This is a genomic window from Polynucleobacter sp. JS-Safj-400b-B2, from assembly GCF_018881975.1.
Lineage (GTDB): Bacteria > Pseudomonadota > Gammaproteobacteria > Burkholderiales > Burkholderiaceae > Polynucleobacter.
On sequence record NZ_JACVPJ010000001.1, the window covers coordinates 214,572 to 235,568 of the forward strand.

23 protein-coding genes are annotated in these 20,997 nt (G+C 45.9%); 15 read left to right on the plus strand and 8 right to left on the minus strand.

Going from position 1 to position 20,997, the window contains the following annotated elements; all coding sequences use genetic code 11:
- Nucleotides 1-82 precede the first annotated feature (82 nt).
- The 11 genes from apbC to ICN48_RS01135 all read left to right on the plus strand — a co-directional run bounded on the left by apbC (nucleotide 83) and on the right by ICN48_RS01135 (nucleotide 10,766).
- Nucleotides 83-1,171 carry an iron-sulfur cluster carrier protein ApbC gene (gene apbC, locus ICN48_RS01085; protein WP_216151907.1) on the plus strand — a complete coding sequence of 363 codons (1,089 nt, stop codon included), beginning with the start codon at nucleotides 83-85 and terminating at the stop codon, nucleotides 1,169-1,171.
- 32 nt (nucleotides 1,172-1,203) lie between these two features.
- Complete coding sequence (locus ICN48_RS01090) at nucleotides 1,204-1,719, plus strand: DUF3305 domain-containing protein (protein WP_370624116.1); 516 nt, start codon at nucleotides 1,204-1,206, stop codon at nucleotides 1,717-1,719.
- Nucleotides 1,719-2,303: a DUF3306 domain-containing protein gene (locus ICN48_RS01095; protein WP_216151909.1), complete on the plus strand. Its 585-nt coding sequence runs from the start codon at nucleotides 1,719-1,721 to the stop codon at nucleotides 2,301-2,303. Before ICN48_RS01090 ends, ICN48_RS01095 begins: the two co-directional genes overlap by 1 nt.
- Before the next feature lie 11 nt (nucleotides 2,304-2,314).
- Nucleotides 2,315-4,405 (plus strand): 4Fe-4S dicluster domain-containing protein, encoded by a 2,091-nt coding sequence (locus tag ICN48_RS01100; RefSeq protein ID WP_216151910.1) that lies wholly within the window; start codon nucleotides 2,315-2,317, stop codon nucleotides 4,403-4,405.
- Nucleotides 4,402-5,040, plus strand: coding sequence for a molecular chaperone (locus tag ICN48_RS01105; protein WP_216151911.1), 639 nt, complete (start codon nucleotides 4,402-4,404; stop codon nucleotides 5,038-5,040). The genes ICN48_RS01100 and ICN48_RS01105 overlap by 4 nt, the downstream gene beginning before the upstream one ends.
- 115 nt (nucleotides 5,041-5,155) lie before the next feature.
- A complete protein-coding gene (locus ICN48_RS01110) occupies nucleotides 5,156-5,377 on the plus strand; it encodes a formate dehydrogenase (protein WP_216151912.1) in 222 nt (73 codons plus the stop codon).
- 74 nt (nucleotides 5,378-5,451) lie between these two features.
- Nucleotides 5,452-8,430: a formate dehydrogenase subunit alpha gene (locus tag ICN48_RS01115; protein ID WP_216151913.1), complete on the plus strand. Its 2,979-nt coding sequence runs from the start codon at nucleotides 5,452-5,454 to the stop codon at nucleotides 8,428-8,430.
- 27 nt (nucleotides 8,431-8,457) lie between these two features.
- Nucleotides 8,458-9,114, plus strand: a complete 657-nt coding sequence (gene fdh3B, locus ICN48_RS01120; protein WP_216151914.1) for a formate dehydrogenase FDH3 subunit beta — start codon at nucleotides 8,458-8,460, stop codon at nucleotides 9,112-9,114.
- Nucleotides 9,114-9,350 carry a hypothetical protein gene (locus ICN48_RS01125; protein ID WP_216151915.1) on the plus strand — a complete coding sequence of 79 codons (237 nt, stop codon included), beginning with the start codon at nucleotides 9,114-9,116 and terminating at the stop codon, nucleotides 9,348-9,350. The genes fdh3B and ICN48_RS01125 overlap by 1 nt, the downstream gene beginning before the upstream one ends.
- Before the next feature lie 47 nt (nucleotides 9,351-9,397).
- Entirely contained in the window at nucleotides 9,398-10,453 is a 1,056-nt protein-coding gene (locus ICN48_RS01130) for a formate dehydrogenase subunit gamma (RefSeq protein ID WP_216151916.1), read from the plus strand.
- Between the two features lie 10 nt (nucleotides 10,454-10,463).
- Nucleotides 10,464-10,766, plus strand: a complete 303-nt coding sequence (locus ICN48_RS01135; RefSeq protein WP_216151917.1) for a hypothetical protein — start codon at nucleotides 10,464-10,466, stop codon at nucleotides 10,764-10,766.
- On the opposite strand, the gene ICN48_RS01140 is transcribed toward ICN48_RS01135, so the two are convergent.
- Together ICN48_RS01140 and ICN48_RS01145 are read right to left on the minus strand one after the other, a co-directional pair.
- Nucleotides 10,767-11,474, minus strand: a complete 708-nt coding sequence (locus ICN48_RS01140) for an ATP-binding cassette domain-containing protein (protein ID WP_216151918.1) — start codon at nucleotides 11,472-11,474, stop codon at nucleotides 10,767-10,769.
- A complete protein-coding gene (locus ICN48_RS01145; protein WP_216151919.1) occupies nucleotides 11,467-12,162 on the minus strand; it encodes an ABC transporter permease in 696 nt (231 codons plus the stop codon). Before ICN48_RS01145 ends, ICN48_RS01140 begins: the two co-directional genes overlap by 8 nt.
- Before the next feature lie 66 nt (nucleotides 12,163-12,228).
- Here ICN48_RS01145 and ICN48_RS01150 point away from each other — a divergent pair, with 66 nt between their 5' ends.
- From ICN48_RS01150 to cls, 3 genes are read left to right on the plus strand one after another with little or no spacing between them, the layout of a single operon-like run.
- Entirely contained in the window at nucleotides 12,229-12,429 is a 201-nt protein-coding gene (locus ICN48_RS01150) for a hypothetical protein (RefSeq protein WP_216151920.1), read from the plus strand.
- A complete protein-coding gene (locus tag ICN48_RS01155; protein WP_216151921.1) occupies nucleotides 12,429-13,181 on the plus strand; it encodes an endonuclease/exonuclease/phosphatase family protein in 753 nt (250 codons plus the stop codon). The genes ICN48_RS01150 and ICN48_RS01155 overlap by 1 nt, the downstream gene beginning before the upstream one ends.
- Nucleotides 13,178-14,656: a cardiolipin synthase gene (cls, locus tag ICN48_RS01160; protein ID WP_216151922.1), complete on the plus strand. Its 1,479-nt coding sequence runs from the start codon at nucleotides 13,178-13,180 to the stop codon at nucleotides 14,654-14,656. Before ICN48_RS01155 ends, cls begins: the two co-directional genes overlap by 4 nt.
- On the opposite strand, the gene ICN48_RS01165 is transcribed toward cls, so the two are convergent.
- Nucleotides 14,653-15,837, minus strand: a complete 1,185-nt coding sequence (locus ICN48_RS01165) for a CaiB/BaiF CoA-transferase family protein (protein WP_216151923.1) — start codon at nucleotides 15,835-15,837, stop codon at nucleotides 14,653-14,655. The two genes, cls and ICN48_RS01165, sit on opposite strands and share 4 nt — an antisense overlap.
- Nucleotides 15,838-15,846: 9 nt before the next feature.
- The gene (locus ICN48_RS01170; protein WP_216151924.1) at nucleotides 15,847-17,016 is read right to left on the minus strand and encodes an acyl-CoA dehydrogenase family protein; all 1,170 of its coding nucleotides are present in this window, start codon (nucleotides 17,014-17,016) and stop codon (nucleotides 15,847-15,849) included.
- Between the two features lie 159 nt (nucleotides 17,017-17,175).
- Between ICN48_RS01170 and ICN48_RS01175 the strand changes: the two genes are divergently transcribed.
- A complete protein-coding gene (locus ICN48_RS01175; protein ID WP_216151925.1) occupies nucleotides 17,176-17,679 on the plus strand; it encodes a YqaA family protein in 504 nt (167 codons plus the stop codon).
- Here ICN48_RS01175 and ICN48_RS01180 read toward each other — a convergent pair.
- From ICN48_RS01180 to ICN48_RS01195, 4 genes are read right to left on the minus strand one after another with little or no spacing between them, the layout of a single operon-like run.
- Nucleotides 17,676-18,380 carry an ABC transporter ATP-binding protein gene (locus tag ICN48_RS01180; protein ID WP_216151926.1) on the minus strand — a complete coding sequence of 235 codons (705 nt, stop codon included), beginning with the start codon at nucleotides 18,378-18,380 and terminating at the stop codon, nucleotides 17,676-17,678. The genes ICN48_RS01175 and ICN48_RS01180 overlap by 4 nt on opposite strands.
- 14 nt (nucleotides 18,381-18,394) lie before the next feature.
- Nucleotides 18,395-19,150 carry an ABC transporter ATP-binding protein gene (locus ICN48_RS01185; RefSeq protein WP_216151927.1) on the minus strand — a complete coding sequence of 252 codons (756 nt, stop codon included), beginning with the start codon at nucleotides 19,148-19,150 and terminating at the stop codon, nucleotides 18,395-18,397.
- On the minus strand, nucleotides 19,150-20,109 hold the full coding sequence (locus ICN48_RS01190) for a branched-chain amino acid ABC transporter permease (RefSeq protein ID WP_216151928.1): 960 nt from the start codon (nucleotides 20,107-20,109) through the stop codon (nucleotides 19,150-19,152). The genes ICN48_RS01185 and ICN48_RS01190 overlap by 1 nt, the downstream gene beginning before the upstream one ends.
- A gap of 14 nt (nucleotides 20,110-20,123) precedes the next feature.
- Entirely contained in the window at nucleotides 20,124-20,978 is an 855-nt protein-coding gene (locus tag ICN48_RS01195) for a branched-chain amino acid ABC transporter permease (RefSeq protein WP_255534680.1), read from the minus strand.
- Nucleotides 20,979-20,997 lie beyond the last annotated feature (19 nt).

Genomic DNA, 20,997 nt, shown 5'->3' on the forward strand with positions numbered 1-20,997 from the left:
GTTAATCTACCCGTTATTCACAATTAAGTAATTCATCATTCTGAGGTCATAGCCTCAGATTTGCACATCATAGGAGAAGGTAGTGTCAGTTACTGTAGAGGCTGTGCAAGGCGCACTCAAAAACTTAGTCGATCCCAACACCAAGGTTGATTTTGTTACTGCAAAGAATATTAAAAATCTTCGCGTAGAGGATGGCAATGTTTCTTTGGATATCGTGCTGGGCTATCCCGCTAAGAGTCAGTTTGATGCAATTCGTAAATCAGTGATCAATGCATTGCGTGAGCTACCAGACGTAAAGAATGTTAGCGCTAATATCTCCAGTCAAATTGTTGCGCATGCAGTGCAGCGTGGCGTCAAGTTATTGCCTGGTGTTAAAAATATTATTGCGGTAGCCAGCGGTAAGGGTGGGGTAGGGAAGTCCACAACAGCTGTGAACCTGGCTTTAGCACTTGCTGCTGAAGGTGCGCAGGTCGGCATTTTAGATGCGGATATCTATGGACCCAGCCAGCCAATGATGTTGGGTATTACTGGTAGACCAGACTCAATTGAAGAAAATACGATTGAACCAATGGAAGCTTATGGTTTACAGGCAAGTTCGATTGGTTTTTTAATTGACGATGATGCGCCAATGGTATGGCGTGGTCCAATGGTGACCTCTGCGCTAGAGCAGTTGCTTCGTCAAACCCGTTGGCGTGATTTGGATTACCTCATTGTGGATATGCCGCCTGGTACAGGTGATATCCAACTGACTTTAGCGCAAAAGGTTCCCGTTACTGGATCCGTCATCGTGACAACGCCTCAGGATATTGCTTTGTTGGATGCGCGTAAGGGCCTGAAGATGTTTGAGAAGGTGGGAGTACCTATCATTGGCATTATTGAAAATATGAGTACTTATGTGTGCACTAAGTGTGGACATGAAGAGCACGTATTTGGCACTGGCGGCGGTGAAAAAATGTGTAAAGAGTATGCAGTAGATTTCTTGGGCTCTTTGCCGTTGAACCTTTCGATTCGTGAGCAAGCTGATGCGGGGCGTCCAACGGTAGTGGCTGATCCAGATGGCGCAATTAGTGCGGTCTATAAAGGCATTGCTAGACAGGTTGCTATTCGTGTTGCTACTCTATCAAAAGACATGAGCAGTAAGTTCCCGAGCATTGTGGTTCAGAACACTTAAGGCCTCGAATATTTATGCGCTTTGCAGTTTTAATGCGTAAACAAAACTTGGATAACCCATGGGTCTCATACCGCTGGGTTCCTCAGGAGGTCTTGCCCGATTTTGGGCAATTTAATAGTAACCAAAGCAATTCCATCTGGGGTCAGTTCCTTGGGCGAGATGATGATGGCGAATCCTGGTTATTCACAGGTTATGAGCTTGACCTTTTTCCGGATGAGGCTGAGGGCTACTATCTCAATGTTTCTGCTAAATCTCCAAGTTGGTTTGTGATGTGGCGTCTAGAAGAAGGCGTTGAGCGTTATATCGATGAACAATCTATTTCCTTGGCCAAAGCCGAAACCACTTTTGCCGTGCCACATCGTATTTGCGTAAGCTATAACGAAGCTGCACGGTTGCTTGATGGCGGTGAGTCGGTTGATACCGTTCCCATGATTGACGAGCATGCCGCTTGGTTGCAAGAGTACGTCAATGACAATTACCGGCCAGAACCTAAAAAACGTCATAAGCCTGCTTCATTTAAGGGTGCCGAGCGCCCTAGGGAGGAATAATGGCTGATGGATTTCTGGGTCGTTGGTCTAAGCGCAAGGCGGGGAAAGAAGTCGGCGAAGTTGAGCTGCCAGAAAAAAAGCTAGAGATCCCTAAGCAATCCACGCAATCATCATCTGTTGAGATAGTTCCAGAGCAAGTTGCGCCACCTGCGAACTTGGACGATGTGGCCAAGATCGATCGTTTGGATCCGGATTTTTCTGCTTTTATGAAACCGGACGTAGACCCAGCAGTTCAACAAGCCGCCCTCAAGAAAATGTTTACTGATCCTCACTTCAACATCATGGATGGATTGGATATCTATATTGATGACTACAGCAAGCCTGATCCACTGCCGCCTGGCATGCTCGAGAGAATGGTTCAGAGCGATATGCTCAATCTGTTTAGCAAGTCGAGCGAAGAGATTGCTCAGGATTCCCAGCTAAGTGTGAGTGAGATGCCAAACCCAAAGATACAAGGCGACGCATTGGCAGCGCAACAGCAAAGTGATTTAACATCCACACAACCAATACCCGCCCCATTGGAAGAAGTGCCGAATGATGCGCTCAATGAGTCATCAATTCTGCCTAAACAGAAAAAAACCTAAGAAGATAGCGCATGAGTCAAAAATTAGTCTGTAACTGCAATGGCACCATGCCCCTAGATGCAAAAGAAATGGGTGTGCCGATTCATCAATCCTTATGCAGGCAAGAAGTCGGATCTTTTTTAAAAGCACTAGACGGTTCTGATTCATTGGTAATAGCATGTACTCAAGAGGGCGCGCTTTTTAGTGAGTTGGCTGATCAAGCTGGAAAGCCTTTGGTTGCACCACTGCGTTTCGTGAACATTCGAGAGGTTGCCGGCTGGACGCAAGAAGCTAAAACATCTGGTCCGAAAATTGCAGCATTGCTGGCTTTGGCGGATATGCCTGAGGCTGAGCCTGTTCCGGCGGTTAATTATGAAAGCCAAGGCAGACTATTGATCGTTGGAGCTGGCCCCCAAGCCATTCCTTGGGCTGAAAAACTGAGCCCATCTTTAGATGTTTCTGTTTTATGTACTGAGCCAGGCGACTTGCCGCTTACTCGCAGCTATCCAATCTTTACTGGTGTTGTGACTAAGTTGGATGGTTATTTAGGAAATTTTTCGGTTAACTGGGATCTGCAAAATCCGATTGACCCAGAGATGTGCACTCGCTGCGGTGCTTGCGTTGAAGTCTGTCCTGAAGGTGCTATTGATCTTTCCTTTCAGATTGATTTAAGTAAATGTAAATCTCATCGTGATTGCGTAACTGCTTGTGCTGGTATAGGCGCGATTTCTTTTGATCGAAAAGAGCGTGAGCGTAATTCAGAATTTGATCTCATCTTAGATTTAAGACTAGATCCCAAAATGCGGATGAGCCAAACACCGAAAGGCTATTTTGCTCCCGGTACAGATCCCCTGGAGCAAGCGCTAGCGGTAAATCAATTGTCAGAGATGGTGGGGGAGTTTGAGAAGCCTAAATATTTTGTATATAACGAAAAAATTTGCGCTCATGGGCGCAATGGCAAAGTAGGCTGTAATGCTTGTATTGACGTTTGCTCAACCGGCGCCATTGGTTCAATCTTTAAAAATGGTCAGGGCACTGTAGAGGTCAATCCAAATCTTTGTATGGGTTGTGGGGCCTGTGCTACTACTTGCCCATCCGGTGCAATGCGCTACAACTACCCAAGTGTTGCTCATCAGGGCAAAGAGCTGAAAACAGTTGCGAGTGTCTTTACCGCCGAAGCTAAAAAGATGAATCAAGCAATGGCCCCAAGCTTGCTTTTACATACCCTCAAAGCTGGCACGCAAATGATTGATGGCCTTGGCAGGTCTTCGCACATCATGCCAAAGCGTTTTGAAGGTCTACCTTCGTTTGTTATACCTTATGGCATTGAGCACATCGCTTCAACAGGCTTGGACTTATGGCTTGGCGCTCTGACATATGGTTTTGCTGAAGTGACCTTGCTATTAAGCGGTGATGAAGATCCTGCATATCGTGCTGTACTTGAAGAACAATTAGATTTAGCAAATAGCATTCTTAAGGCATACGGCTTTGATGAGCGTGTTCACTTGATCTTGGCGAATTCTGTTGAAGATCTGTCGACAGTATCAAAAGCAATGGGCGCACTGCGTCAGCGTGGTTCGCTTGCTCCTATATGCACACCTGCAAGTATTGGTTTATCGAATCAAAAACGCGAAACGCTAGAAGCAGCTCTAGAGCATTTGCAAAAACAGGCTAAGACCCCGTTGCCTGAAGCTGGGTCCGTACTTCCAAAGTCTTCCTTATTGGGTGGTCTGACAATTAATAAAGATGCTTGTACCTTGTGTATGTCTTGTGTCAGCGGTTGCCCTGAGGGCGCGCTTTTAGACAACCCTGATGAGCCCATACTTTCGTTCATTGAAAAGCAGTGCGTTCAATGCGGTATCTGCGTGCAAACTTGTCCTGAGAAGGCTTTAACACTTGCTCCTCGTTTACAAACGGTGGAGCAGCGCAAGCAACGGACCACCCTAAATGAAACACAGGCTTTCCATTGCATTAGCTGTGGCAAGCCATTTGGAACACTCAAGATGGTTGATCTCATGCTTACTAAGCTAGGTGCGCATGGCGCCTTTGCTGGTGCTGCAATGGATCGATTGAAGATGTGTAGTGATTGTCGGGTTGTAGACATGGTGAAAAAAGAAACATGAGCGAAATAGAAAAAGAACAGTTAGCCGCAGAAGTAGGAGATATTGGTTTGCCAGAGGACCTGGCGCGGGCAGATTTGTACGGCTTGATTGCTCGCTTTTTTCAGATGCCACCCGATCAAGAGCTCTTAGACCAAATTGCAGCAACAGCAGATCAATATGATGCTGCCGATGAGGCGCCGTTGGCTAAAGTTTGGATGGACGTGGTCGAGGTTGCTAAAAATAATCCCGCCAAGGCTTGGCATGATGAGTTTGATTTGAATTTCATTAGCGTTGGCAAGCCCAATGTTGTTCTGAATGGCTCTTTTTACATGGCTGGTCATCTAAACGAGAGGCCTTTAGTCAACATTCGGAATGATTTGGCTAAATTTGGGCTTGAGGCTGCTCAAGAAATTACAGAAACCGAGGATCACATATCCGCTCTTTCTGAAGTGATGCGATATCTGATAGCGGGCGATGATGTCGAAATATCAAACCTTACAAATCAAAGGGTTTTTTTTAACCAACATATTCGACCCTGGTACGACGAACTTTGCGATGCAATAGAAGGCATTCCTGAGATGCATCTTTACCACCCAATCGCCTCTCTAACCCGAGAATTCCTAGCAATTGAAGGGCAAGGCTTTGACATGATTTGATGTTGCACCGCAATATGCATATCACCCTAATAACTAATAGTTACACCAATATGTCAAAAATGCGATTTCCTATTACACTTGACACAGATCAAGAATACCCACACAGGAGCATGCCATGACAACCAAATCCAAAGTCGCTTCAAGCGAAGAAAATAAGCCATCGCGCCGTAAGTTCTTTATTGGTGCAGGCGCCGCAGTTGGGGCTGTTGCTGTTGCTAGCCAAACCCCAGTAGGTAAGGCGGTTATCCAAGAAATTGCTGGCACCAAAGCGGTAAAAGATGTTGGTCAAACCATGACCGCTCACATGCGCAAGTATTACGAAACCACTTTGATTTAATGATCTTTATTAACGATCTTTAATTTGCTTTAACTGTTATTCAATAAATAAAAAAACTTTCTCAGGGACAACATATGAGTCTGACTCGTAAATCCAATACCCCACAAAGCAGTCGTTCAACATCACGCCTGATTGGCAGCTTGTCACGTGGCTTAAAAGCTGCCGTGCCAACGATGGATCGCCGCTCATTCCTTAAGCGTTCAGGCGTAGGAGTTGGAGCCGGTATCGCTGCTAGTCAATTGAGCTTCGTGCAAAAAGCTTCTGCTGAGCAAAGTAAGGCAATGCTTGATGGCAAAGGCAAGATTGAAGTCAAGAGATCAATCTGTACCCACTGTTCCGTTGGCTGCGCGGTTGACGCTACAGTTGAAAATGGCGTTTGGGTTCGTCAGGATCCCGTGTTTGATTCCCCAATTAATATGGGCGCTCACTGTGCTAAAGGCGCTGCTTTGCGTGAGCACGGTCATGGCGACTATCGTTTACGTTACCCAATGAAGTTGGTTGATGGAAAATACCAGCGCATTTCTTGGGACCAAGCCTTAACTGAAATTACTGCACAGATGAAGAGCATTCGAGAGAAATATTCTCCGGATGCGATGTTCTTCATCGGATCTTCCAAGCACAACAATGAACAGGCCTATTTACTCCGTAAGTGGGTCTCTTTCTTTGGCACAAACAATACAGACCATCAGGCTCGTATTTGTCACTCCACAACAGTTGCCGGTGTTGCTAACACCTGGGGCTATGGTGCGATGACCAATAGCTATAACGACATGATGAATTCCAAGGCTGCTTTGTACATTGGTTCAAACGCTGCTGAGGCTCACCCAGTTTCGATGTTGATGCTTTTGCACGCGAAAGAAAATGGTTGCAAAGTGATCGTGGTTGATCCGCGCTACACCCGTACTGCTGCTAAGTCAGACCAGTACATTCGTATTCGTTCTGGTACCGACATTCCATTCCTATTCGGCATGCTTTATCACATCTTTAAAAACGGCTGGGAAGATAAGAAGTACATCAACGACCGTGTCTATGGCATGGACGAGATTCGCAAAGAAGTGATGGAAAAGTGGACCCCTGCTGCAGTTGAAGAGGCGTGTGGTGTTCCTGAAGCACAGGTTTACCAAGCTGCTAAAACGATGGCAATGAATCGCCCTAGTACAGTTGTTTGGTGTATGGGTCAAACCCAGCACACCATCGGTAATGCCATTGTGCGCGCTTCCTGTATTTTGCAATTGGCCTTAGGTAACATAGGTAAGTCTGGCGGCGGTACAAATATTTTCCGTGGACACGATAACGTTCAAGGTGCAACTGACGTAGGCCCTAACCCAGATTCATTGCCTGGCTACTATGGTTTGGCTGCTGGTTCATGGAAACATTTCTCAACCGTTTGGGGTGTGGACTACGAATGGATTAAAGGTCGCTATGCACCTGACATGATGGAGAAATCAGGTACTACTGTTTCTCGTTGGGTAGATGCGGTTCTCGAGAAGAACGACATGATTGACCAACAAACAAACGTTAAAGGTTTGTTCTTCTGGGGTCATGCACCTAACTCCCAAACTCGCGGCCTCGACATGAAGCGCGCAATGGATAAATTGGATCTTTTAGTTGTTGTTGATCCTTACCCAAGTGCTACTGCTGCAATGGCTGCGATGCCTGCTGCAGAAGGTCAAGCAGTTAATAAGAATCGCAATGTATATCTATTGCCAGCTGCCACTCAGTTTGAAACCTGCGGCACAGCAACGGCATCAAATCGTTCGTTACAGTGGCGTGAGAAAGTTATCGACCCATTGTTTGAGTCTGTTCCTGACCATGTAATCATGCAAGCTTTTGCTGATCGCTTAGGTTTCGGCGAAGAGCTCTCCAAGAACTACAAGATGCTCAGCACTAAATTTGCTGGTAAGCAATGGAAAGAGCCGCAAATTGAAGATATCTTGCGCGAGATTAATCGTTCATGCTGGACTATTGGCTACACGGGTCAAACTCCAGAGCGTCTCAAAGCACATATGAGAATGGTTGCTACTTTTGATCCGAAGACTTTGAAGTCACGCGGTGGCGTTGATCCTGTAACTGGATACAACACAACAGGCGACTACTATGGATTGCCTTGGCCATGCTACGGTACAGCAGCAATCAAGCATCCTGGCTCACCAAATCTGTATGACACCAGCAAGAGCGTCATGGAGGGTGGTGGTAACTTCCGTGCCAACTTCGGTGTAGAGCGTGAAGGCGTCAGCTTACTTGCTGCCGATGGTTCCTACTCTAAGGGTTCAGCGATTACGACTGGCTACCCAGAATTCGATCACGTGCTTGTTAAGAAATTAGGTTGGTGGGATCAGTTAACCGACGACGAGAAAAAACTTGCTGAAGGTAAAAACTGGAAGACTGACTTGTCTGGCGGTATACAGCGCGTGGTGATGAAGAACGGTTGCCATCCATTTGGTAATGCAAAAGCACGTGCAGTAGTTTGGAATTTCCCTGATGCGATTCCAACTCACCGTGAAGCGCTATACAGTACAAATGCGCCAATGATGCGCAAGTACCCAACTTCTGCTGATAAGAAGAATTTCTGGCGCTTGCCAACTCTCTATAAGACTGTTCAAGATCAAAACTTGAATCAGAAGTTATATGAGAAGTTCCCAATCATTCTGACCTCTGGTCGTTTGGTTGAGTACGAGGGTGGTGGTGATGAGACGCGTTCTAACCCATGGCTGGCAGAACTCCAACAAGAAAACTTTGTGGAGATCAATCCAAAGGCTGCAGCGGATCGTGGCATCAAGAACTGGGATTATGTTTGGGTGAAATCGCCAACAGGCGCCAAGATCAAAGTGCGCGCAATGGTTACAGAGCGTGTTGATCAAGGAACTGCTTTCGTTCCATTCCACTTTGCTGGTTGGTGGCAGGGCGAAGACATTCGCAAATACTATCCAGAGGGTGCGGCTCCTGTAGTTCAGGGTGAAGCGGTCAACACTGCAACAACGTACGGTTACGACCAAGTGACGATGATGCAGGAGACTAAAACCACTATGTGTCAAATCGAAAAATTTGCCTAAGTCAAAAAATAAAGTCAGGAGAACACAATGGCAAGAATGAAATTTATTTGCGACACAGAGCGATGCATTGAATGCAACGGTTGTGTCACAGCCTGTAAAAATGATAATGAAGTGCCTTGGGGCGTTAATCGCCGCCGTGTTGTTACGGTAAACGATGGCATCATCGGTCAAGAAAAGTCAGTTTCAGTTGCATGTATGCACTGTAGTGACGCTCCTTGTATGGCGGTATGTCCAGTAGATTGTTTCTACCGTACAGATGAGGGTGTTGTGCTGCACGATAAGGATATCTGTATCGGTTGCGGCTACTGCTCTTTTGCCTGCCCATTTGGCGCGCCACAGTTCTTAAGCAAGGGCGCCTTTGGTTCCCGTAGCAAAATGGACAAGTGCACATTCTGTAGCGGCGGCCCAGAAGAAAACGGCAGCGTTGCCGAGTTTGAAAAATATGGCCGTAATCGTTTGGCAGAAGGCAAGTTACCACTCTGTGCTGAGATGTGTTCAACCAAAGCGTTGATCGGTGGCGATAGCGATATTATTTCTGGCATCTTTAATAATCGTGTTGCGACACGTGAGAAGAACGGCAAGTACCCAGGATCTAAGGCTTTTGGTTGGAATACTGCGTACGGTGGACCTGATGCACCAGCGCCTACACCAACACCTGCTGCAAAAATTCCAGGAGCTCAATAATGAAAGTGAATTTCAAAACTCTCGGTTTATGTTTTGCAACAGCAACGTTGTTAGCTGCCTGTTCAGAGCCACCAGAAATTGCCGCTAAAGTAGCTAAGCGTCCAGACGTAGCTCCTTACATGGGCGCCAATAATGGGTTCGTGACAAAAGGTTGGACGCCAGGCAATCAGGCAAGCTGGACTGAGTCGGTTGACAAGCGCAATCAAGGTCAAAACGAATACAGTCGCGTTAAGTGATCCACTAAATAACTATAAATAAAACGAAAACGTTTAAGGACATGTGTATGAAACGATCATTTTCTAAAGTTCTACGCACTTTGGTGGTGGCTGCTGGTTTGTCGCTAACTATGGCAAGTGGAATCAGTTTCGCAGAGCGCGCACCGATGCTGCCTTTGCCTTCTGCTAGTGGTGTAGATATTCCGCCCTCGTCAGTACCGGCAAATCCAAATGCTTTGGCTAATGGCACTCAAGCACAATCTCAGCCAGCAAACCCTTCTATCTTTACAGCAGCAAATAGCGATCCATACAACTTTGTCAGCATCCCTGATAAAGAGGCTAGCGTTTTAATTCAGCGCTCTGGTCAACAATGGCGTTTAATTCGTAACGGCGTTATTACTGTTTATGGTGGCTGGCTATTGGCTATTGGCTTTTTCGGTATTGCCGCTCTTTTCATCATCAAAGGTCCAATTAAGCTTCATGCGCCGATGTCTGGCCAAAAAATCAAACGGTTTAATGGCTTTGAGCGCTTTACCCATTGGGTGATGGCGTTTAGTTTTATTGCCCTTGCATTTACTGGTTTGTTAATTTTGTATGGCAAGTATTTTGCAATGCCGCTGATGGGTGGAATTGCCTATGGTTCATTCCTGATGGTTTGTAAAAATATTCACAATTACACTGGACCATTATTTACATTGAGTGTTGTTATTTTCTTCTTGCTCTTTGCAAGCAGAAATATTCCAGGTCAAGGCGACCTTACCTGGATTAAGTCATTTGGTGGGATGTTCGGCGGAAAGCATCCTCCTGCAGGCTTCTTTAACTTCGGTGAGAAAATTTGGTTTTGGTTTGGTATGACTTTCTTGGGTTTAGTAATTTCATCCTCTGGTTTTGTGCTCGATATGATTGTTCCTTTTATGGAAGTTCAATATATTCGCGGAACCATGCAGGTAGCAAATATCATCCACAGCTCAGCTTCTATCTTGATGACTACTATGGCTATGGGACATATTTATATCGGTTCAATAGGTATGCAAGGCTCTCTTGATGGCATGAAGACTGGCTATGTAGATGCTACTTGGGCTAAAGAGCACCATGAGCTCTGGTACAACAAGGTTAATAAATAAGGACAAGGCCATGAAAAAAATCATTGCTTTTACATTCTGCGCATTAGCTGCATCTTCTGTATTCGCAGCGCTGCCGCCACTGACTCCTGAGCAGGCAGAAGCAGCTGCGCTTACTAAAGCTAAAACTGCTTATGGCGATAAAGTTGGCGCCTATCAGTTATGCCAGGCGCAAAATCGTATTGCAGATCGCTTCAGAGTGGCTGGTACTGCTGCACCTGCTGCATGTGTAGCTCCTCCACCATTTGTACCGCCAGTGGTTGCGGCAGCGGCTCCAGCAGCGTCAGCAACACCCGCAGCACCAGCTGCTAAGTAATTAATAGCTGAGCAATTCTTGATGTAAGTAGCGTTTTGCTGCTTGTGTTTGAGGATCAGCAAAGAAGGGGCCTACGGGTCCCTTTTCTTTTATCTCACCTTGATCAATAAAAATGATGTGCTCAGCAATTCTCTGTACTTGAGCAAGTTGGTGAGATGAAAAAATGACATTCGCTCCTTGTTGATCAAATTGACGGATGAGCTCTTCAACTTGTTCGGTAGTTCTAGGGTCCAGGTTGGCGGTAGGTTCATCAAGCAAAACCAAATTGGGTCTTTGAAGAATGGCTCTGCCAAGACAAAGCTTTTGTCTTTCACCTGCAGATAACTTTTGTGCTGGACTATTGGCTAGCGTACTCAAACCAACTTGATTGATTACTCGATCTAAATCGGCCTTACTAATAGAGTTGTCTGCATCTCGCACTATTCCTAGATTAGTTGCAGCCGATGCTTTAATCATTGGGGTGTGATGCAACACTAATGCAGTCTTTGTTTTGAAGGAGTAGCTTATTGTTCCGCTATCTGGCTTGATCAGGCCATCGATAAGCTTTAGGAGGGTAGTTTTGCCAGCACCATTCGGCCCAATGCAGGCAGTAATTCTGTCTGCCGGAATAATGGCATGCGGGATATTGAGAATAGCTCTACCATTGCTCTTAACAATAATGTCTTTGAGTTCAATGAACTTTTCAAAAGTTTCTGCTGAATTAACCATAGCGGCGCTCCGCAATTTGGCGAACTGCAAAAGTAAATAGATTGGCTAACAAAACAATAGTCAGTAGGACTATGCCAAGAGCGAGGGCCAAAGGCAAATCACCCTTGCTGGTCTCCAAGGCGATGGCAGTCGTCATTGTTCTGGTGGAGTGATCAATATTGCCACCAACAATCATCACTGCTCCAACCTCGGATATTGCCCTTGCTAGACCAGCAAGGACCGCAATAGTAAGGGAGAAGCGACAATCCCATATCAACCACTTAAATCGCGATAAGGGTGGCAGTCTGAGGCTTAGGAATGAATCGCGGTGTATTTTCCAGGAGTCTTCCAGTATTTGCCGACTCAGAGCTGCGATTAATGGGGTTGTGAGCAACGTTTGAGCAACGATCATGCCTTTGACTGTAAATAACCAGCCCCACATGCCAAGGGGGCCTGTGCGAGACAGCATGAGATAGACCAAAACCCCAACAATTACTGTGGGGACCCCCATTAGGGTATTGAGAGTCACAATAATGGTCTTTTTGCCTGCAAATCGTTCAGTTGCCAGAAGGGCGCCGATAGGGAGACCTAGGAGTGTGCCCATTAGAAGGGCAGTTAAGCTGACTTGGAGGGAAACCAAGACAATTCCCAACACCCCGCCATCTAGATGGGCGAGCAAGGAAAAGGCGTCTTGAAAAGCGATCAACATGCGCTAGATTCTATCAAGGCAGTGGCAAAATGACTGTAATGAGATTGATTCCCCTATTTTTTACTTATGGCTGAAGTGGTTTGCCTCTGCAACGAGGTCCTCGACGTGGATTTGCGTGAGTATTTAGATACCCACTCGATAGACTCAATTGATGAGCTAAGGGAGCAGGCGTCAATTTGCAATAAATGTATGCAGTGTCAGGATTTGGTTGAAGGTGAAATCTATTTATCACGCGTTCGACGACAGCGCGCAGCGGGACAGTTTTAATGAGTATCAATAAAACGACCCGTTTTACAGTATTGAGCATGAATGTGCATAAAGGCTTATCGCCTTTACATCGCCATTCCACAATTTATCAATTACGCCAAAAAATGCGCAGTCAACATCCGGATCTACTTTTCTTGCAAGAGTTGCAGCAAGAGCACCGAGGTAGGATTCGACGTTTCAGTCAATGGCCACTAACCGAGTTGACACATTTTCTCTCAGAAGATTTTTGGCATGATTGGCATTACGGAAAAAATGTTGAGTATCGCGATGGACATCATGGCAATGCCATTCTCTCTAAGCATCCTCAAGAAAAAGGAAATAACTACGACATATCAGCATATCGCTTTGAGAGTCGTGGGCTGCTACATAGCGTTACAAAACTGGATGGCATGGATCAACCCATTCATTGTTTTTGCGTGCACTTGGCACTCTTTGAGCGGGGCAGAGAGCGCCAGCTAGAAGCCATCATGGGGCATATTCAGGATTTAACTCAAAATGGCCCCACCATTGTGGCAGGTGATTTTAATGATTGGCGTAATCGCGTGAGTGCACCCATGAAGGCTGCTGGTTTTGATGAAGTATTTGAGGTGCTTACCGGTTCGCCTGCAAAAACATTCCCAAGTGTGAAGCCATTGCTCGCTATGGACCGCATTTATGTTCGAGGAATAAAAGTACATTCAGCAGAAATTTTGCATGAATGGTTAAAGCTGTCAGATCATCTAGGCATTGCAGCCGAATTGGAACTTAAATGAATGACTTATTAGGAATGTTTATTAATACGCAATCTGTATTCAATTTGAGATTGATTTTATTAATTCATTTTTTAATGGTCACCTACTTTATTGGTGTAATCATTTCTGTCAGAAGACCAGTAGGGGTTGCATTTGCGTGGATTTTTATTGTGATGACTTTTCCACTATTGGGGATTTCTTTGTATGTATTGATTGGCGAGCGACCTGTAGGGCGAAGTTTGACGCGAAAAATTAAACGCATGAATCTAGAGTATGCGCAAATTACTCAACAGTTATGTAAAGAATTTGCGAGTGAAAGATCAAAATTACCTGTAGAGGCTAGGGCTTTAAGTATCTTGGCTGAATCAAAGAATGGCACTCCAGTGGTCGATGGAAATAAAGTTGAACTCTATACAAAATCACTCGACATTCTTCAGTTATTTATTGATGAGATTAATCAAGCTCAAAAGACTTTGAATATGGAGTTCTATATTTGGGCTTTGGGAGGAGATGCCGATCGCGTGGGGGAGGCTGTCATTGCTGCTTCAAAGCGGGGCGTGGTTTGTCGTGTTCTGTTGGATTCTCTAGGTAGTAAGGATTGGTTCAAGTCGTCATGGCCAGCTCGCTTCCGAAGTGCGGGCATTGAAGTGACAGAGGCGCTGCCGATTCAGATTGGCCGCTTTCAGTTCCGTCGTGCAGATTTGCGTTTGCATCGGAAAATATTCATCGTCGATGGCTCGGTAGTTTGGACCGGCAGCATGAATTTGGTTGACCCTCGGACTTTTAAACAAGATTCCGGAGTGGGTGAATGGGTTGATGCTATGGTCCGTGTAGAAGGACCTGTTGCAGCGCAGTTTGAATTAACTTTCTCCTTTGACTGGAGTGTTGATAATCCCAAGGTCACTCACTTCAATGACCGCTCCCCTCCGCCTGTGCCAAGAGAGGGCGGAGTTATTGCGCAGGAGTTCGCTTCAGGGCCGGTATACCGTGATGATATTTTGTATCAAATGATGCTCTCAGCCATTGTTGATGCGCGTGAAGATTTGACTATCACGACGCCTTACTTTGGTCCGGATGATGGCTTGCTTCAAGCGCTCATGGCTTCCGCAAGACGTGGTGTCAATGTCACTTTAATTGTGCCAAAACTGAATGACTCAACCTTAGTGGCGTGGAGCAGCAAAAGCTTCTATCAGGATTTAATGACTTCTGGGGTCAAAATCGCTCAATTTAAAGGTGGCCTATTACATACCAAGAGTCTGTTGATTGATAAGCGCATTGCAATCTTTGGCTCAGTCAATTTTGATCAACGTAGCCTGCGCTTAAACTTTGAGATTAGCTTAATTGTTTATGACAACGACTTCTGCGCTAATCTCGACAAGTTAATTCAGTCCTACTTAGAGCAGTCGGATGATGTTGATCCTAAAGCTTGGGCAAAAAGACCGGCATGGCATCGCTATCTTGAGAACGCAGCACATCTCACTTCGCCACTGCTTTAAATCGCTCCGCTGGCCCGCATATCTGCAATGTCAGACTCCGCCATTCCGATTTCTTTCAGGATGGAGTCTGTGTGCTCTCCAACAGCAGGAATGGGGTCCATGCGATAGTCATAACTGTCATTGAGGCCTGGTGGTAATAGGGCTGCAATAGCGCCATTGGGCGTATCGACTTCTGTCCAGCGATTCCGCGCTTTAAGCTGCTCATGTTTCCAGAGACCTTCCATATCATTGAGATGGGCATTTGCAATTTGCGCCTTCTCAAGTCTGGCGATCAGTTGTTCGGAGGTAAGCTTGCTAAAGCACGCATCAATCATTTCTAAAAGTTCAATCCGTTTTTCATTGCGCTTAAAGTTACGATCAAACCGCTCGTCCTTTGCTAGCGCTGAATTCTCTAGTACAGTCTCGCAAAATTGCACCCATTCACGTTCATTTTGAAGTCCCAGCATGACGGTTTTGCCGTCTCCAGCCTTAAATGGGCCGTAGGGATAAATGGTTGCATGAGATGCGCCATTTCTTGGCGGTGGTTCTGCACCCTTATAGGCGTAGTACATTGGAAAACTCATCCATTCGCCAAGAGATTCCAGCATGGAGATATCAATCACTGAGCCTTTGCCCGTTTTTCCTCTTTGTAAAAGTGCTGCCAAGATATTGGTGTAGGCATACATACCTGCCGCAATATCCGCAATAGAGTTACCGGCCTTACTAGGTATTTCAGGGGTTCCGGTAACCGATAAGAATCCCGCTTCACTCTGAATGAGTAAATCGTAGGCTTTTTTATCTCGATAGGGGCCGTTATTGCCGTAGCCTGAGATGTCACACAGAATGAGTCTTGGATTCTCTTTTTGTAAGGACTCCGCAGTGAGTCCCATACGTGCAGCAGCACCTGGCGCGAGGTTTTGCACTAAGACATCAGCAGTCTTTAATAAGGTCTTGAGTGTTGCAATAGCTGCTGGCTGCTTGAGGTCCAAGGTCAAGCTTTCCTTAGAACGATTTACCCAAACGAAGTGAGAGCAGAGCCCATCCACCTGCGTGTCATACCCTCTAGCAAAGTCACCCCCACCAGGGCGCTCCACCTTAATTACTCTCGCACCCAAGTCTGCTAATTGGCGCGTACAGAAAGGTGCTGCAATTGCGTGCTCTAAAGAAACAACGGTAATGCCATCTAGTGGGCGAATACTCATAGCGCTTCCTTAGAAAGATCTTGGTAGACCAAGAACATGCTCGGCAATATAGGAGTAAATTAAATTCGTTGAAATTGGCGCGACTTGATAGAGACGCGTTTCTCTAAACTTACGTTCCACATCATATTCATTAGCAAAGCCAAATCCACCGTGGGTTTGTAAACAGACATTGGCCGCTTCCCAGGATGCTTTAGCGGCTAAGTATTTAGCCATATTGGCCTCAGGCCCACAGGGCTGATGATTGTCAAATAACTCACAAGCCTTAAAGCGCATCAGATTAGCAGCTTCAGTTTCGATATGGCTATCTGCAATCGGAAATTGAATACCTTGATTTTTGCCAATAGGGCGATCAAACACTACACGGTCATTGGCATAGCGACGAGCGCGATCAATAAACCAATAGGCATCACCAATACATTCGGCCGCGATTAATACGCGCTCAGCATTGAGGCCATCCAGAATGTATTTAAAGCCCTGCCCTTCGGTGCCAATGAGGTTCTCCGCAGGAATCTCAAGATTATCAAAGAACACTTCATTGGTTTCATGGTTGACCATATTGGCGATCGGTCTTACTTCCATACCTTTACCAATAGCATCAGCGAGGTTCACGATAAAGATCGACATACCTTCTGACTTGCGCTGCACTTCGCTCAGTGGAGTGGTGCGGGCCAGCAGGATCATGAGGTCAGAGTGTTGAATTCTGGAGATCCATACCTTTTGACCATTCACTACATACTTATCACCCTTTTTCACTGCGGTAGTTTTTAATTTGGTGGTATCAGTTCCGGTAGTAGGTTCAGTAACTGCCATGCTTTGGAGGCGCAACTCACCTGATGCAATTTTCGGAAGGTACATTTTTTTCTGTGCTTCTGAGCCATGACGCAATAAAGTACCCATGTTGTACATTTGCCCATGGCATGAACCAGAGTTACCGCCTGAAAAGTTGATTTCCTCCATGATCACGGAGGCCTCAGCTAGGCCCAAACCAGAGCCGCCGTATTCTTCTGGAATTAAAGCGGCCAACCACCCAGCTTTAGTCATGGCATCCACAAAAGCTTCTGGATAGCCGCGCTCGTGATCAATCTTTTGCCAATAGGCAGAATCAAAAGACCCACAAAGGTCACGTAATGCCTCACGCATTTCTTGGTACTGGTCTGGCTTAGGAATGGGGTGGTTCATGAAAGTCTCAATTTATAGTTTTATGGAGTAATTACCGTTTCAGGCATTAGTTTAAGCAAGATTTGAAATTCATGGGGATCGCCTAAAACAAGGCAAAATAGGCTTTATGAGACCTATAGCAACTCCCCTCTATGACAGCACCCTAAGGGTTATTGCGTAATGGAGCATATGTTCGATCATTTTTTTGCTTGGTTCGAAATGCCTTCCGTTGGTTTGCCGGCAGTATTTATTAGTTCATTTATTTCTGCCACCTTAATACCGGCTGGTTCCGAGCCTATTCTGTTTGGCTACATCACTTTGAATCCAGACCTATTTTGGGTTGCCATTATGGTTGCCACTGTTGGGAATACATTGGGTGGAATGGTCGATTGGTGGCTCGGTGTAATTGCGCGTAATAGTTTTAAGGCAATGGATGAGCCAAGTAACAGTCGCCTTAAACGCTGGCTTCGGGGGTGGGGGCCAAAGCTACTGCTGCTATCTTGGCTACCTGGATTGGGTGACCCTTTGTGCCTGGCGGCAGGGTGGTTAAAGCTACCTTGGCAACCATGCCTTATTTATATGTTCATTGGTAAGCTATTTCGTTTCGTTGCGCTTACCTGGCTTCTCACATTAGTTCCCGATAGCTTTTGGCATCAGCTTGGGCATTGGTTGCATCTTATTTAAACCGCGCAATACTTCTGCTGAATCTCGTCGTTGTTTAAAAGATTCTGTGCAGTGTCATGAAACACAATTTCACCCTGATCCAAGATATAAGCACGGTCAGAAATTTTGAGAGCTTGCTGCACGTTTTGCTCTACCAGCAGAATAGTTAAGCCTTGCTGTTTTAATTTAGCAAATAACTCAAACATTTCTTCAACCAAAACCGGCATGATGCCCTCTGAGGGTTCGTCGAGCAAAATGACTTTAGGTTTCCCGATCATGGCCCTGGCAATCGCGAGCATTTGTTGCTCGCCACCCGACATTGAAGTGCCGTCTTGATGCAAGCGTTCTTTGAGTCTAGGGAAAGTTTCAGCGATTTCATCTACTAGGGCTCCCATATCACCTGAATTCTTCTTGGCGATTACCCCAAGCTCTAAGTTTTCTTTGACAGTCAGTCCTGGAACAATACGGCGATCCTCTGGAACATAAGCGAGACCTAAGTGAAAGCGTTCATGAGCAGGTAAATCTAAAAATGAGGTGCCATCAATGGATGCTTTGCCTTGACGCTTGGATAGTAGGCCCATAAGTGAGCGCAGAGTGGTCGTCTTGCCTGCCCCATTGCGACCCATTAAGGTCACAATCTCACCTTTATTCACCTCAAGTGAAACACCTTGCAGCACATGACTGCGGTCATACCAAGCGTTTAAATTTTCTACGCGCAACATAATTTGCTTTCTATTTAACCTTGACCTAGATACACACGACGTACCTCAGCATTATTTTGGATTTCCTCTGGAGTGCCTTCAGCCAAGAACTCACCGTGATGCAGAACAATGATGCGTTTGCATAGACCCATAATGAGTTTCATCTTGTGCTCAACCAAAATCACTGTACGCTCATTAGCGAGGGTGCGAATCAACTCCATCATGACTAGTGTTTCCTCGGGAGACATGCCGGCAGTTGGCTCATCTAGCAGAAGAAGGCTGGGGTTGCAGGCTAAAGCCATGGCGATTTCTAGTGCGCGCTGTTGGCCGTGAGCCAGGTCGCCAGTTTTCTTATTGCGTAAGTGCTCTAAATTAACTCTGCGGAGTAATTCATCGGCAATTTCAATTGGCTTTGGGTAACTTTGGGCATTACTTAAAAAGTTATAGCGGGCTGTTTCCATTTGCGCGGCTACACGGACATTTTCATGAACGCTCAGTTGCTTAAAGACGTTTGTAATCTGAAAGCTTTTGGAAATGCCAATACGGGCAAACTCATGTTGTTGCATACCAGTAATGTCTTTGCCATTAAACAGAATTTGGCCACTTGTTGGAGGAAACGCACCACTCAATACATTAAAGAAGGTGCTTTTTCCTGCGCCATTCGGTCCAATGATTGCAGTCAGTGTTCCAGGCATAAAGCTGGTGGATACATCTTGCAGTGCCTTGAACTTACCAAAGCTCTTGCTGACATGACGTGCTTCAAGAATAGGGGTGATAGTGGCGCTATTCATTATTTCGAATCCTGATTAATTTGTAGCTTGCTCAGAATGGTGCCCCAAATACCTTTAGGGAAGAACAGCACAAAGAACATAAAGACTAAGCCAACAACGGCCATCCAGTGTTTAGTGAAGGTGGTGACAACATCCTCCAGGTAGAGCATGACTGCAGCTCCAATGAATGGACCAAAGAATGTACCCATGCCACCCAGAATGCTCATCATGACTGCCTGGCCGGACTGCAAATAGTGCAGGGAATCAATCGGAACAATAGAGAGGTGTAGGGCGCGCAATGAGCCTGCTAACCCGCAAATTGCTGCTGACAATACGAAGACCAGTAATTTGGTTCGCGCAACGTCAAATCCACACGCTGCAGCACGTTTTTCGTTCTCACGAATCGCTTCCATGACAGCGCCTAATGGTGAGTTCAGAATGCGTGAGATCAACCAGATCGCGATTACCACGAAGAAAAGAATGATGTAGTACTTCACTAGCGGATTTAAGAAATCCACTGGAATGCCCAGGACGTTGAATTCATCAACACGTACTCCGCGCAAACCATTCTCACCGCCTGTAAGGCTCTCTGCCTTATAGAAGAGGTAGTACACAATTTGACCAAGCGCTAGGGTCACCATGGAGAAGTAGATACCGCGAGTACGAATGGCGAGGTAACCCATAATGAGGCCACCTATAGCTGCGCCTATGATGCCAACCAGGATCGCAACTCCCCATGGCATCCCATAATGAACAATGCCAATGCCGGTGAGGTAGCTACCGATGCCTAGGAATGCCGCATGCCCAAAGGAAAGTAGTCCCATGTAGCCAAACAGTAAGTTAAAGCCCATAGCGAATAAACCAAAAATCAAAATATTGATCGCTAAGGCTTCATACGGCATGATGAATGGGAAAATTGCCAGGAAGAGCGTACTAGCTAATACGCGATGACGTGCAATAAGTTGGAAAAATGAATTCATAAATATACGGAGCCTTAGCCCATCGCTCCTGCTTTACCAAATAAACCTTGTGGGCGAATTAACAGTACTACTGCCATCAAAACAAAAATGGAGAGTTCCGCTAAGTCAGGGAAGAAGAGGGAGGTCATGCTGTACACAATGCCGACCAATAAACCAGCAACAACAGCGCCTACTGGTGAGCCCATGCCACCAACTACAGTCACCACAAAAGACTCCGCCAAAATGGGGATCCCCATTTCTGGGTTTACTGAGCGTGTTGGGGAGGCCAGGATTCCAGACAAGCCTGCAATAGCGCAACCCAATCCAAAGACTAGGAGCCAAACTTTAGCAATATCAACACCAAGCACTTTTACGATCTCTTGATCAGCAGCGCCCGCTTTAATAATGAGACCGTAGCGCGTCTTTTGAATGAAGAACCAGACACCCAAAATAATGACAGCGGTAGCAGCAATTAAGAAGAGGCGATATTTAGGGAAATAACCAATACCTACGTTCATCGTTCCGCCAAGACCTTCAGGGGTAACCGAAGGGAGACCTTCAATGCCAAACGTAACGCGCATGACTTCGATCAAAACATAAGAGAGGCCAAAGGTCAGTAGTAAGGGGTAATCTAGGCCTCGCCCATAAAGAGGTCTCACCAAGAATCGTTCGGTTACAAGACCTATGCCGCCAGTTAGTAATGGAGTTAGTACCAAGCTAAACCAAAAGCTTCCAGTGACGCCCAAAAAGTACACACCTAAAAATGCACCCACCATAAAGAAGGCGCCATGTGCGAAGTTCACCACATTGAGCATGCCAAAAATAAGACATAAGCCAAGGGCTAGAAGTGCATAAATACTGCCCAAGGCGATGCCTGTAAGCAATTGCATGCAAAGAAGTTCAAAAGAA

Coding starts and splice junctions, on each gene's coding strand:
- ICN48_RS01090 (WP_370624116.1), top strand. CDS start 1,204: ATGCGTAAACAAAACTTGGATAACCCATGGGTCTCATACCGCTGGGTT.
- ICN48_RS01095 (WP_216151909.1), top strand. CDS start 1,719: ATGGCTGATGGATTTCTGGGTCGTTGGTCTAAGCGCAAGGCGGGGAAA.
- ICN48_RS01100 (WP_216151910.1), top strand. CDS start 2,315: ATGAGTCAAAAATTAGTCTGTAACTGCAATGGCACCATGCCCCTAGAT.
- ICN48_RS01105 (WP_216151911.1), top strand. CDS start 4,402: ATGAGCGAAATAGAAAAAGAACAGTTAGCCGCAGAAGTAGGAGATATT.
- ICN48_RS01110 (WP_216151912.1), top strand. CDS start 5,156: ATGACAACCAAATCCAAAGTCGCTTCAAGCGAAGAAAATAAGCCATCG.
- ICN48_RS01115 (WP_216151913.1), top strand. CDS start 5,452: ATGAGTCTGACTCGTAAATCCAATACCCCACAAAGCAGTCGTTCAACA.
- fdh3B (WP_216151914.1), top strand. CDS start 8,458: ATGGCAAGAATGAAATTTATTTGCGACACAGAGCGATGCATTGAATGC.
- ICN48_RS01125 (WP_216151915.1), top strand. CDS start 9,114: ATGAAAGTGAATTTCAAAACTCTCGGTTTATGTTTTGCAACAGCAACG.
- ICN48_RS01130 (WP_216151916.1), top strand. CDS start 9,398: ATGAAACGATCATTTTCTAAAGTTCTACGCACTTTGGTGGTGGCTGCT.
- ICN48_RS01135 (WP_216151917.1), top strand. CDS start 10,464: ATGAAAAAAATCATTGCTTTTACATTCTGCGCATTAGCTGCATCTTCT.
- ICN48_RS01140 (WP_216151918.1), bottom strand. CDS start 11,474: ATGGTTAATTCAGCAGAAACTTTTGAAAAGTTCATTGAACTCAAAGAC.
- ICN48_RS01145 (WP_216151919.1), bottom strand. CDS start 12,162: ATGTTGATCGCTTTTCAAGACGCCTTTTCCTTGCTCGCCCATCTAGAT.
- ICN48_RS01150 (WP_216151920.1), top strand. CDS start 12,229: ATGGCTGAAGTGGTTTGCCTCTGCAACGAGGTCCTCGACGTGGATTTG.
- ICN48_RS01155 (WP_216151921.1), top strand. CDS start 12,429: ATGAGTATCAATAAAACGACCCGTTTTACAGTATTGAGCATGAATGTG.
- cls (WP_216151922.1), top strand. CDS start 13,178: ATGAATGACTTATTAGGAATGTTTATTAATACGCAATCTGTATTCAAT.
- ICN48_RS01165 (WP_216151923.1), bottom strand. CDS start 15,837: ATGAGTATTCGCCCACTAGATGGCATTACCGTTGTTTCTTTAGAGCAC.
- ICN48_RS01170 (WP_216151924.1), bottom strand. CDS start 17,016: ATGAACCACCCCATTCCTAAGCCAGACCAGTACCAAGAAATGCGTGAG.
- ICN48_RS01175 (WP_216151925.1), top strand. CDS start 17,176: ATGGAGCATATGTTCGATCATTTTTTTGCTTGGTTCGAAATGCCTTCC.
- ICN48_RS01180 (WP_216151926.1), bottom strand. CDS start 18,380: ATGTTGCGCGTAGAAAATTTAAACGCTTGGTATGACCGCAGTCATGTG.
- ICN48_RS01185 (WP_216151927.1), bottom strand. CDS start 19,150: ATGAATAGCGCCACTATCACCCCTATTCTTGAAGCACGTCATGTCAGC.
- ICN48_RS01190 (WP_216151928.1), bottom strand. CDS start 20,109: ATGAATTCATTTTTCCAACTTATTGCACGTCATCGCGTATTAGCTAGT.
- ICN48_RS01195 (WP_255534680.1), bottom strand. CDS start 20,978: ATGCAATTGCTTACAGGCATCGCCTTGGGCAGTATTTATGCACTTCTA.